The following is a 13,144-nucleotide window of genomic DNA, read 5'->3' on the forward strand; positions in this document are numbered from 1 at the left end:
ACTTAAGCAGCCATTGATTTCTAATTTTTTTACTGATAATTAAAAATAGAGAAGTAAAAATGGTTATCTAAACCACTAGTTAGTGTTAGAGTGGCAAGAAATTCATGTGAAATTTTCAGCGGGTCTCAATGCTGAAGAAGCTACAGAAAAAGCAAATATCTCTAATTGTGGGTGCAGGACTGTGTGCCTTTTTGGCTGGGGCAATGTTTTCAGCTCCTGAAATGGGAAAATATCTGGGCCAATGGCTGAAACAATTTAAAAATCAGTCCGAACAGTTGACGGAGGCAAATAAAGCCGAATCAGCTGTTTTTCCATTGGTACTGCAATCCCCTCAGGAAAGAGCAGCAAAACTACAAGAACTGGTCAAAGGATTTCCATCACCAGATCGCAATCGCGCTCGCTATCTGTTGGCGAGTGACTTAATTGAACGCAAGCAAGCCAAAGAAGCACTAAACTTACTGGAAGGACTAGAAAAAGACTATCCACTTTTAGCGCCTTACATTCTGCTCAAAACAGCTCAGGCTTATGACATTTTGGGAGAAGAAGGCAAAGCCTCAGACAGCAGACAGGCAGTGCTAAAACGCTATCCCGAACATCCAGCCGCGGCTAAAGCTTTGTATTTAATTGGACTTCCTGAATATCAGGACAAAGCGATCGCCTCTTTTCCTTCCAATCCTCTCACTTGGGATATTGTCCGCAAGCGGTTGGAAACCAACCCCAATCAGCAGCAATTGCAGCTAATTTTGGCTAAGTATGCCTACGACGAACCAGGAAGCGTTGCTGTGTTGGATCGTTTGATGAAAAATCCTACTCTCAAACCGGAAGAATGGGAAATTGTTGCTACAGCTTACTGGGAAAATAATGAATTTGACAAAGCTGCGAGTGCCTACGCCAAAGCGGCTAAAACACCCCGCAACCTTTACCGCATTGGCCGAGGATTGCAGATCAGCGGAAAACAACAACAAGCGATCGCAGCCTACCAACAACTTAACAGTGATTTCCCCGAGACAAATGAAGCAGGTACAGCCCTGCTGCGTTTGGCAGAAATGACAAAACCAAGTAAAAATGCTCTGCCATATCTTGACCAAGTAATTAGCAAACACCCTGAACAAGCAGGGGAAGCACTGCTAGCAAAAATTAAAATTCTCCAAGCTCAAAAAGATACTAAAGGAGTAAATGAAGCGCTGCAATTACTGGTTACAAAGCATGGAAATACTGAACAAGCAGCAGAGTACCGCTGGAAAATCGCACAAGAAAAAGCTAAAGCACAAGATTACCAAGCTGCATGGCAATGGGCGCAACCAATTATCACCAGTAACCCCGACAGCATTTTGGCTCCCAGAGCAGGTTTTTGGGTCGGAAAATGGGCAACAAAATTGGGGAAAACGCAGGATGCTAAACAAGTTTATGAGTATGTGATTAGCCAGTTTCCCTATTCTTACTATGCATGGCGATCGGCAGTAACTTTGGGACTAAATGTTGGCGACTTTAACAACGTGCGTCAACTGACACCAGAAGTAGTTCCCCTTCTGCGTCCTGTACCCATCGCGGGTTCGGAAACTTTCAAAGAATTATATCTGCTAGGTCAAGATCGCGATGCTTTTTTGCAGTGGGAAACCGAATTTCAGAACAAAATGCAGCCTACGGTAGCAGAGCAATTCACCGAAGGTTTGATGCGGTTTACACAAGGAGAAAATTTAATCGGAATTGACAAAATTTCTAAATTAGAAGACCGAGATAAACCAGAAGAAAAAGCCCAGTATGAGGCTTTGAGTCAAAAGATAATTTACTGGCAAGCTCGTTACCCCTTTCCTTATCTCAAAGAAATAGAATATTGGTCGCAACAACGTCAACTTAATCCTCTACTAGTAACTGCTTTGATTCGTCAAGAATCTCGGTTTCAGCCCAAAATTAAATCTGTTGCTAATGCTACTGGCTTGATGCAGGTATTACCAGATACAGCTAAATGGATTGCTCCCCAAATCAAACAGGACAGCAAAAAAATCGACCTCGAAAATCCCAACGAAAATATCATGTTCGGTACTTGGTATTTGGATCATACTCATCAGCAATATGGCAATAACTCGCTGCTGGCGATCGCCAGTTACAATGCTGGCCCTGGTAATGTCAGTAAATGGTTGCAAACTTTGCCAAAAGAAGATCCAGATGAATTTGTCGAAACGATTCCTTTTGATGAAACCAAAAATTACGTGCGGCAGGTTTTCGGCAATTATTGGAATTATTTGCGTCTTTATAATCCTGAAATTTCCCGGATCGTAGGGCAATACTCAGCCAAACACCCACAACTATCGCAGCGTTGAAACAAGAGATTAGAGCATGTTTTCAAATTCTTAGACACCCCTAACCCCCCTTAAAAAGGGGGGATTTTTATCTAAAAGTCTGCTTTTCCAAGGGATTTCGATACTCTTAAAATATTTAAATTTTTTTCATCTACCTATAGTATGAAATAATAATTCATCACCTACTTTTTGAGTTAAATTTCCAGCCATCCTTAAAAAGACAGATCCCCGACTTCTCACCAAAAATTGGGGATCTTATCGTTTAATTTGGTTGTTCTAAATTATCTAAAAGTATGGCATATATATTTAGCAATTAATATTAAGTCCAGCTAATTCATATTCATTAAAAACCCTCTTCCAAGTTGGGAGAGGGGTAGGGGGTGAGGGCAGATACTCCTTACCAGCTTGATACTTGCCGTATAGTATTAGTGCATTGACATTAGCAATTTTGGTAGACATCAAATTACCATTCTCAAGAAACTTTCAACACATGAAATCTTCAAATTAAATTCAAAAAATAGACACTTAAAAAACTTGCACAAAACAGTAACATAGCCTAAAATAAAAAAGATGTATAAAACCTAATCTATATCTATTTCAAGCAATAGTTAGAAATTGCCAGGTTAAAGACTATATAAATAGGGTGTAAGCTACCTAATAATTTTTTGCAAAAAATAACATAGAAATTCAGTTTTGCAATTGCTTGAAAGTGAATAGCCCAATTCAAAATTTAGGATTTGGGTTTTTTGTCTTGAAAAGTAACAGTAGTGCAGATTAATTTGCATTATATTCTTCATGGAATAAATTTGTCTGGGTGCACTCGTCCATTCCTATCAGTTATTAGTTTGAGAACTAAAACTAGTTCAATTGTTCACACTTCTTGATGTAGACGAGTATTTGCATCTAATAGTTATGACGAACAAACTTAACGAAAAGCGCACAGAACCTAGAGAATATACTTTAAAGCAACCATCGGTCATTAATAGCTATGACAGAAATTATCAACACCAAGTTACAAAATCTCAAACTAATTTGACTGGATTCCAAAAAGCACAACGGTTTTTTTGGAACTGGTTTTCTAATCTTTCCATCAGCCGCAAGCAGTTAATTGGTTTGATTTTTTGTGAGATAGTATCTATTCTAGGGATTGGTTGTGTCGCCAGATACTTGCTTATTAATAATTTGCAGGCTCTATCACTAGAACAAGCGAAATCAGAAATAGCTGTTACAGAAATGGCTTACAATGTCAAAGTCAATCAAATGGGCTTTGGCTTTCGCGGACAATCAGATAATTCGGCAATTATTCAAGCTGCTGCTGCCGATCATGCAGGTCAAAACTTAAGCCCTGATTTAAAAGCACAAGTGAAGCAAATTCTGGCAAACGAAATCAAGGTCAGAAAAATAGAGTATGCAACCCTTGTTGGTAAAGATTTGAAGATTATTGTCAATGCTAATGCCGACCGTCAAGGGGAAAATTTTAATCCTGACAACTTGGTGAGTGAGGTTTTCAAGAATCCTCAACAAATAAAAGCAAATAGAATTGTTAGTTGGTCGGAATTGAGTAAAGAAGCACCTCCTTTACCAGATGGTTTTAACAAAGCAGATGCCCTAATTCGTTACACAGTAACGCCTGTTAAAGACCCAAAAACAAAAGCAGTAATCGCTGCTTTAGTTGCTGGCGATATTGTTAATAACAAAGATGCGATTGTGAGAGGAACGTTGCAAGCTACCGGAGGAGGCTACAGTGCTGTTTATTTACGCAAACCAAGCGGAGAATTCGCTCTAGCAGCAGCTTTAGAGCAAGATAAATCTAAGAATAAAGAAACAGCGAATGTAGCATTACCTGATGAAGGTAAATCTTTACTGGAAGCAGCAGCAGTAGCTGGAGGCAAAGCAGTAACTGCGCGGCTAAAAATAGGCAATCAAACCTATACAATGGCAGCAAAGGCTGTACCTAACAAAATTATTGAAGCAGATAATGATTCAAGATCTGTATTTGACGAACAGGTGAGTACTGTTTTAGTACGGGGAACTCCAGAAACTGCTCTCAATCAATTGTTAGAAAACAGTTTTCGGGTAGAACTTCTCACTATTATTGTAGCCTTAGCAATTACCCTGATTTGGACGCTAATCATCAGAAGGACAATTATTACACCCATCCGGAAGCTAGAGCAAACAGCCCAAAAAGTGGCTTTAGGCGATCGCTCTGCTCGTGCTGAGATTTTCACTACTGATGAAATAGGTAAATTGGCTGCTAGTTTTAACACAATGGCAGACAAAATTACAGAACAAATCACCCAAAAAGAGAAAGAAGCCAAGCTAACAGAACTAGTCAATAAAATTACTTTTCGCGTGTGTGGTTCGCTTGATACTGCACAAATACTGAATTTAGCAGTCATAACTTTGCGAGATGCGATCAAAGCAGATCGAGTCGTTGTCTATCGCTTTGATGAAAACTGGATGGGCAAGATTGTAGCTGAATGCGTTGGTGACGAGTGGTCGTCCGCTTTGGGTGCAGAGATTGCTGACCCTTGTTTTGCCAGAGATTATGTTGATAAGTATCAAAGAGGTCGTGTCCAAGCACTGGAAAACATCTACGAAGCAGGTTTAACCCCATGTCACATTGCTCAACTGGCTGCATTTGAAGTCAAAGCAAATTTAGTCGCGCCTATTTTGCTCAACAACAACCTCTACGGCTTGCTGATCGCTCATCAGTGTTCTAGTCCGCGCCAATGGAAACAATCAGAAATTCAGTTGTTTAAGCAGACAGCGATTCCCATTGGTTATGCTCTAGAGCAAGCATACATTCTTGAACAGGTAGACAAAGCGCGTTCTCGTGCAGAACTAATCGCCATTGAGCAAAGTCAACAGAAAGAAGCGCTGCAACAACAAATTATCAAACTGCTGCGAGATATCGAAGGAGCATCCAAAGGCGATTTGACAGTGCGTGCGACTATTACACAAGGGGAAATAGGCACCGTTGCTGACTTTTTCAACACCATCGTTGAGAATCTCAGAGAGATTGTCACCAAAGTGAAAGCGTCTGCAACTGCTGTGAATGCAGCCCTTGGTGAAAACGAAGGTGCGATTCGCCAACTTGCCGACGAAGCCATCAAACAAGCTGCTGAAATTAACTGCACTCTCAATTGTATAGAGCACATGACAGATTCAATTGCAGATGTGGCTTCTAACGCCCAAAAAGCCGCTGCAATTGCCCATACAGCCTCCAATACTGCCACTGAAGGTGAAAAAGCAATTGATCTGACGGTAGAAAAAATCTTCAACTTGCGCTCAACAATTGATGACACAGCCAAAAAAGTCAAGCGCCTGGGAGAATCGTCGCAACAAATTTCCCGGATAGTTTCCTTGATTAACGAGATTGCTGTGCAAACCAACTTGCTAGCAGTCAACGCCGGGCTGGAAGCCTCAAAGGCTAGTGAAGGGAGTCAAGGTTTTGCAGTGGTTGCTACAGAAGTCAGTGAACTTGCAGCCCGTTGCTCTAACGCTACCCAAGAAATTAAGATCCTTGTGGAGAATATTCAACGGGAAACGGCTGAAGTTGCCAAAGCAATGGAACAGGGAACTATCCAGGTAGTGGAAGGTTCTCGCATTGTGGAAAATGCGAAAATCTCTCTCAACCAGATTCTGAGTGTTTCTCGCCAAATTGATGAGTTAGTGCAGTCAATTTCTCAGGCGACTGTATCTCAAGTAGAAACATCGCAAGCAGTAACCAAGTTAATTGCAGAAATATCTCAAGTGTCGGAAAGTACTAGTAGCTCCTCACGTCAAATTTCTCAGTCACTACAACAAACTGTAGGAATCTCCGAAGAATTGCAAGCAACTGTGGCAAAGTTCAAAGTTAATTAACAAAAAATGACTAAGTAGCTTGGTAGAAATTATGTTTCTTAACTTTCTTGGTGTCTTGGTGTCTTAGTGGTGAAAAAGATCATCTTTGAAACACCAAGACACTAAGACACAAAGAATTTAACACAATTCCTGCATTTGCTTTACTCCCACCAACGTATTTGCACACAAAATACCAGACGCCGCCACCGCAGGTACACCAATTCCTGGCATAGTGCTATCACCAACGCGATACAAACCTTGTATGGGTGTGTGCGGCCCCGGAAACATTCCTTTGCCTGCTGCGATCGCAGGGCCATAGGTTCCCTGATATCTCCGCAGGTAATAAGCATGAGTTAAGGGTGTACCGATGAGTTCCAACACCACACGCTCGCTGATATCGGGGATAATTTTTGCTAAGGCACGATATAAAGTTTCTGCTTTCTCCCGTTTCTTTTGTTCATACTCCTGATGCCGTTCCCATCCGGTGTAGGGTTCTAAGGTGTAGGCGTGAACCACATGGTGTCCCTCTGGAGCAAGTTTGGCATCCCACACACTCGGAATCGATACCATACAAGTATTTCCTGGTGCTGTGATATCTTGACTCGCGTCGTGAACCACTACATGATGTCCTGTCAAATTCTCTAACCCACCAGCACGGATACCTAAGTGTAAATGCATAAAACTATCGACTACTGGTGTAGCGAGAGATGCTTGACGATACGATGCAGGCAAGTCATCAGGTCGCAATAGTTGAGTGTAGGTATCCCAGATACTGGCATTGGAAATTACTATTGGTGCTCTGAGGATTTCTGCCCCGAGGGGTTGGGGCGATCGCAAGCGTACACCTACAACTTTTCCAGATTCCACCAAAATTTGCTCAACGTGACATCCCAGCAGTAACTTACCACCCCAGCGTTCTAACCCCCGCACCAAAGCATTGACAATTGCTCCACTGCCGCCCACAGGATACTCTACACCACTGCGGGAACGTTCACCTAACATAAAAGCTACTTCTGGCGCAATAGTACCGTGTGCCTTTAAACCTGACAGTAGAAAGCATTCCAGATCAATTAGCCGTCGTACCCAAGGGTCTTGAACTGTGGCATCCATCACATCGCCTACAGAAGCTTGGACAAGAGGTAAGTTGGGTAGCATTTTCCACAAAGATGGTAGATAACGCCCGATCAATACGGAAAGCAATCGCCAATCTGCCCTGAGTGCCAAAGTAGGAATACCTTTCATCGCATCATACAAGGGTAAAAGGCGGCGTTCAAACAGTTCTAATTCCCTTGCACCAGTAGGAGTAAATTTAGCTACTTCTTGCCGATAACGTTCAGCATTGCTATAAACTGCAACAGTACCTTCGGGAAAATGATAGTGTCCTAATGGATCGTAGCGTATGGCTTCTAGGGATTCACCTAAAATATCAAGAACTTGTTTTACAGGATTTAAACTCTGGGCATCTGTTAAACCACAATAGAAGGAGGGGCCGGAATCAAATTCAAATCCTCGGCGTTTGAATTTATGAGCAGCACCACCAGGAATTGTATGGCTTTCACAGACAATTACACGTTTACCATAACGAGCGAGTAATGCAGCAGCGCATAACCCACCGATACCGCTACCAATAACGATGACATCACTCTTTTGCATTTTTGTTGTTTGTTAGTAGTTAGTAGTTAGTGGTTAGTAGTTTCCCACTAACCACTATCCACTAACCACTATCCATTATCTATTGAAAATGACTGAACCGTTGATTGAACTAAAAGGTGTTTCTAAGTCCTTTGGTAGCAATAAGGTTTTAGATAATGTCGATTTGACGATCTACCGGGGAGAAGCACTGGGGATAATTGGGCCTAGCGGTACTGGTAAATCGACAATTTTACGCCTGATTGCTGGGTTACTTTCTGTTGATGCGGGAGAAATTTATGTGCAAGGGGTGCGGCGAGATGGATTGATTGAGGATGGGGCCGATCCGGTTGGCATCGGGATGGTGTTTCAGCAGGCGGCGCTATTTGATTCGCTGACAGTGGATGAAAATGTCGGGTTCTTTCTGTATCAGCACTCGAACCTGCCTAGAAGACGCATTCGCGAGTTAGTTGAGGAAAAATTGGAGATGGTGGGTTTGTCAGGAATAGGCGATCGCTATCCAGCTGAACTTTCTGGAGGTATGCGAAAACGGGTAAGTTTTGCCCGTGCGATTATGTCTAACCCCGAAAACCCCAAAGAAGGATCGGAAGTTTTGCTCTATGATGAGCCAACAGCCGGACTCGATCCAATTGCCTCAACCGTAATAGAAGATTTAATCCAGAATTTACGAACTACACAACGAGTCTGTGGCACTTACGCAATAGTCACTCACCAACAAAGCACTATTCGCCGGACAGCTGACAGACTGGTATTTCTCTATCAAGGTAAAGTACAGTGGCAAGGTACAGTTAGTGAACTAGATAGTACAGAAAATCCCTTAATTAGACAATTTATGAGTGGGAGTGTATCTGGGCCAATTCAAGTTGCAGGTTAAGACAAAGTTGGATTTTGGAATGGGAATTGTTAGTAGTTAGTAGTTAGTTGTTAGTTGTTAGTTGTTAGTTGTTAACCACTAACCACTATTCACTATCCACTATCCACTATCCACTATCCACTAACCACTATTCACTATCCACTATCCACTAACCACTAACCACTATCCACTAACCACTAACCACTAACCACTAACCACTAACTACTAACCAGTACTAATCTAAAATCTAAAATCTAAAATCCAAAATCGAAGAGGGAGGAAACAAAAATGCGATCGCGCACATTTCGAGAAGGTTCTGTGGGGTTACTACTCCTCCTGGGAGCAGGTGTATTTGGAGCAATTATCCTCTGGCTAAATAGATTTACCGCTGCTCAGAGTTCATACAAAGCCGTTGTGGAATTTGCTAATGCTGGTGGTATGCAAAAAGGGTCAATAGTTCGCTATCGTGGCGTTAGGGTAGGTAATATTTCTGCCATCCGACCGGGGCCAAACAATGTGGAAGTGGAAATAGAAATCACTAATCCCAACTTAGTTATCCCCCGTGATGTCAGAGTGGAAGCCAATCAATCCGGTCTGATTAGCGAAAGCATTATTGACATCACACCCGAATCACCTTTACCAAATGGAACTGCTGTTGCTAAACCTTTAGATAGAAATTGCGATCCTAGTGTAATTATTTGTGATGGTTCGCGATTACAAGGTCAAATAGGCATCAGTTTGGATGAGTTGATTCGCTCCAGCACTAACTTAGCTGCTCTTTATACTCAGCCGAGAGTCTATGAGAATCTTAATGAAGCACTAGAAAATACCTCCAATGCAGCTGCTCAAGTAGCTGTTCTCAGCCGTGAAATCACCAGTTTGACCAGAACCACACAAAGACAGCTGAATAATTTTTCAACTGCTGCAAATTCTGTAGCAGATGCAGCAGATAGAGTCAGTACATCTACTAGTCAAACTGTCAATCAATTCAGTACCACAGCAAAGAGTATTAGTTCAACTGCAAATCAAGCCAATCAATTGCTAAAAAACCTGGATAGCCTGGTAACAACTAATCGTTCTTCACTAGTTTCAGCCTTAAACAATATTACCGAAACCAGCAATCAATTACGGACTACAGTTGCTAGCCTATCGCCTACTTTAAATCGTTTGACGCAAGGAGAGTTAGTGCAAAATTTAGAAACTCTCTCAGCAAATGCTGCACAAGCGTCGGCTAATTTGCGCGATGCTAGTCGAGCACTCAACGATCCTAATAACCTCTTAGTATTACAACAAACCCTAGATTCTGCACGGGTAACATTTGAAAACACCCAGAAAATTACATCTGATTTGGACGAATTGACTGGCGATCCAAGTTTTCGGGAAAATCTCAGGCAACTGGTTAATGGTCTAAGTACTTTGGTGTCTTCTACCCAACAGATGCAGCAGCAAGTCGAGGTTGCAAATACGCTAGATGCAGTTAAAACAGCTGTTAGAAACCCAAATGCAGCAAAAAGCAAAATAGGTGAAAGCCAACAACAGACGACATTTTACTTTCCACCTACTGCTTTAAAGATTGCGAACAAACAACTTCAACCAGCTGTCACTCTAGAAACTTCTACTTCATCGCAACAAAAGTTATTGGAGAACAAACAATTTCAATCCACTATCAGTCAGGATACCCCTACCTCATCCCAAGAAAAGCTATTGCAGAAATTGCGTGAGCACAGCAAGCAACGGCAGAAGGAGGAAGTAGAATAATAGGGACGTGAGAATATGTCAAAGGCTGAAAAATCTTTGGATGCTAAGAATATTGTCCAGTGGTGTTATATTTTTACAGTTTTCTATAGAATTTGGAACTATAGAGAACTATAGTAAAAGTAGATATAAAAGCATGAAATAATTGAGACGAGATTCCTGTGCTGGTAGTGGCGGGGATGCGAGCGGGTTAAATTGAATTAGCTGCTACAACAGCAATCTTGGTTTCAGATTCTGATTGCACTGTCTTCCATTGTTCAGCTATTATGAAACGCTCGCTGCTTCAGCAAATTAACATTGCGTTAGGAATAGGGCTGTTACTGCTACTTATCAATGCAGTTATTTCTTATCGCAATACGTTAAAGATAGTTAAAAATGAAGAGTCGGTTAACCACACCCATCAAGTTTTAGCTGAACTAGAAAAAACTCTTTCCACCTTAATAGATGCAGAAACCGGACAGCGCGGCTATCTGCTCACAGGTAGAGAAACATATCTAGAACCTTATCAAACAGCGATCGCCCATGTGAACGACCGGGTTGATACTTTGCGGCGGCTAACCGCAGATAATCCCAGACAGCAAGAGCGAATTCAAAATTTAGAACAAGCAATTGACGTCAAGCTGACTAACCTCGAACAAACCATCAATATCCGACGAAAACAGGGATTTGAACCTGCCCGACAGTTGGTCAACACTGGTCAGGGTAAACAGATAATGGATGAGATTCGGCGGCAGATAGCCCAGATGGAAGCTGAAGAAAATCAGCTTTTGCGTATTCGCTCAAAAGAATCTCAAGCAAGCATCCAAACAACGCTACTCACCTTCACTGTCGTTACTTGCGTAAATTTACTGTTCTTAGGAGTAATATTTTCTTTGCTGAGACGAAATATATTTAAGCGTCAGCAGGAGGCAGAAAAGCAAAATCAACTGTTGATCGAGCTAAAACAAGAGCAACAGCAACTCAAGCAAAGTGAAGCCCGTTATCGTTCTCTAGTAACAGCTACAGCCCAGGCAGTTTGGACGACTAATCCGCAAGGAGAAATAGTTGAAGATATCCCCTGTTGGCGATCGCTGACAGGGCAAAGTGAAACAGCAGTCAAAGGGCAGGGCTGGTTAGAAGCAATTCACCCCGAAGACCGAGAACAAGCTGCACAATCATGGCAAAATGCGATCGCCACCAAAAGCGTGTATGAAAATGAGCATAGAGTCCGAATTGCAGATGGCTCTTACCGACATTTTGCTGCCCGAGCTGTGCCTGTTTTGGATGACAACGGACAAGTCCGCGAGTGGGTATGCATTCATACCGATATCACCGAGCGCAAGCAAGCAGAAGCAGAAATATTGAAGCTCAACACTACCCTAGAACAACGAGTAGCAGAGCGCACCGCTCAACTGCAAGAAGCAAACCAAACACTAGAAGGTTTTGCATATTCTGTTGCCCACGATCTGCGTGCACCCCTGCGAGGAATGCAGGGATTGTCTGAGGCATTATTAGAAGACTACGGCGATCAACTTGATGAACTTGGTAGGGAGTATGCCCAGCAAATAGTAAATTCGGGTGAGCAGCTACAAGAACTGATCGATGATTTACTAGAATATAGCCGCCTCAGCCGTGCTGAGTTAAAGCTGCAACCTGTAGATTTGAACGCAGTTGTAGCAGATGCAATTACCCAAGTAGAGAGTCAATTAAATTACCAACATGCTCAAATAACAGTTCAATCTCCACTGCCCGCAGTGCTGGCTCATCGTAATACCTTAATACAGGTGTTAACAAATCTGCTTAGTAATGCCCTAAAATTTGTTGCACCAAGTGTAGAACCGCAAGTGCAGATATGGGCAGAAGAAGTAGAGGAGGGGGAGAGTGGGAGAGGAGAAGAGGGGGAGAGAAAAGAATTCTTCTTTCCCCCCATCACCCTATCACCCCATCCCCCCCTCTCAATTTGTACGCCTCTGGATTGCTGACAACGGTATTGGCATTGCAAGCGAACATCAAAAACGCATATTTCGAGTGTTTGAGCGCCTGCATGGCATAGAATCCTATCCAGGAACGGGGATCGGATTAGCAATTGTTCAGAAAGGAATTGAGCGAATGAACGGTCAATGTGGGGTTGAATCTGAACTGGGACAGGGAAGTCGATTTTGGATTAAGTTAAGAAGCGCCAACTGAAAGGAGTGGGAGATGGGGGGATGGGGAGATGGGGGAGTGGGGAATAACTACTAACTACCAACTACTAACCAACAACCACCAACCACCAACCACTAACTAATGACAAACACAATTTTGCTGGTAGAAGATAACCCCACTGACATACTGTTAATCCAACGGGTTTTTCGTAACGAAGCTTTGACACATACTTCGCTGCAAATTGTTAAAGATGGAGAGGCGGCGATTTTCTACCTGAGTGGTAAAGGAGAATATGCTGACCGTATTTGTTACCCCTTACCAAGTATCATTTTGCTCGACTTGAAACTACCCCGACGTTCCGGGCATGAAGTACTAGCATGGATTAAGCAGCAACCAGAACTAAAACGTGTGCCTGTGATTGTTCTAACTTCCTCTCGGCAAAAAGAAGACGTAAATCAGGCTTACGACTTGGGAGCAAATTCTTATTTGGTCAAGCCTGTGAAGTTCACTGTTCTGTCTGAAATGCTGAATAGTTTCAGTAGTTATTGGCTAGAGTTTAATGAACCACCGGAGCTTTGATTGTAACTTTAATTTTTCTGTTGCTTTTGATTAGCAG

8 protein-coding genes are annotated in these 13,144 nt (G+C 42.4%); 7 read left to right on the top strand and 1 reads right to left on the bottom strand.

The annotated features are described in order from the left end of the window. The first annotated feature begins 128 nt into the window (after positions 1 to 128). A complete protein-coding gene (locus FIS9605_RS0126060) occupies positions 129 to 2,321 on the top strand; it encodes a lytic transglycosylase domain-containing protein (RefSeq protein WP_026735205.1) in 2,193 nt (730 codons plus the stop codon). 891 nt (positions 2,322 to 3,212) lie between these two features. Next, complete coding sequence (locus tag FIS9605_RS0126065; RefSeq protein ID WP_026735206.1) at positions 3,213 to 6,167, top strand: methyl-accepting chemotaxis protein; 2,955 nt, start codon at positions 3,213 to 3,215, stop codon at positions 6,165 to 6,167. A gap of 117 nt (positions 6,168 to 6,284) precedes the next feature. Here the strand turns inward: FIS9605_RS0126065 and FIS9605_RS0126070 are convergent, their stop codons facing one another. Then, positions 6,285 to 7,799: a phytoene desaturase family protein gene (locus FIS9605_RS0126070; protein ID WP_026735207.1), complete on the bottom strand. Its 1,515-nt coding sequence runs from the start codon at positions 7,797 to 7,799 to the stop codon at positions 6,285 to 6,287. 88 nt (positions 7,800 to 7,887) lie between these two features. Here FIS9605_RS0126070 and FIS9605_RS0126075 point away from each other — a divergent pair, with 88 nt between their 5' ends. The 5 genes from FIS9605_RS0126075 (at position 7,888) to FIS9605_RS0126090 (ending at position 13,107) form a co-directional block, all read left to right on the top strand. After that, positions 7,888 to 8,670 carry an ABC transporter ATP-binding protein gene (locus FIS9605_RS0126075; RefSeq protein ID WP_026735208.1) on the top strand — a complete coding sequence of 261 codons (783 nt, stop codon included), beginning with the start codon at positions 7,888 to 7,890 and terminating at the stop codon, positions 8,668 to 8,670. Positions 8,671 to 8,937: 267 nt separating this feature from the next. Further along, positions 8,938 to 10,407 (top strand): MlaD family protein, encoded by a 1,470-nt coding sequence (locus FIS9605_RS0126080; protein ID WP_026735209.1) that lies wholly within the window; start codon positions 8,938 to 8,940, stop codon positions 10,405 to 10,407. Between the two features lie 263 nt (positions 10,408 to 10,670). Beyond that, entirely contained in the window at positions 10,671 to 12,365 is a 1,695-nt protein-coding gene (locus FIS9605_RS38230) for a sensor histidine kinase (protein WP_051470147.1), read from the top strand. Further along, positions 12,265 to 12,570 (top strand): ATP-binding protein, encoded by a 306-nt coding sequence (locus tag FIS9605_RS44365; protein ID WP_231510468.1) that lies wholly within the window; start codon positions 12,265 to 12,267, stop codon positions 12,568 to 12,570. The genes FIS9605_RS38230 and FIS9605_RS44365 overlap by 101 nt, the downstream gene beginning before the upstream one ends. Positions 12,571 to 12,669: 99 nt before the next feature. Further along, positions 12,670 to 13,107, top strand: coding sequence for a response regulator (locus FIS9605_RS0126090; protein ID WP_026735210.1), 438 nt, complete (start codon positions 12,670 to 12,672; stop codon positions 13,105 to 13,107). Positions 13,108 to 13,144 lie beyond the last annotated feature (37 nt).

It is taken from the genome of Fischerella sp. PCC 9605, from assembly GCF_000517105.1.
Classification (GTDB): Bacteria; Cyanobacteriota; Cyanobacteriia; order Cyanobacteriales; family Nostocaceae; genus PCC9605.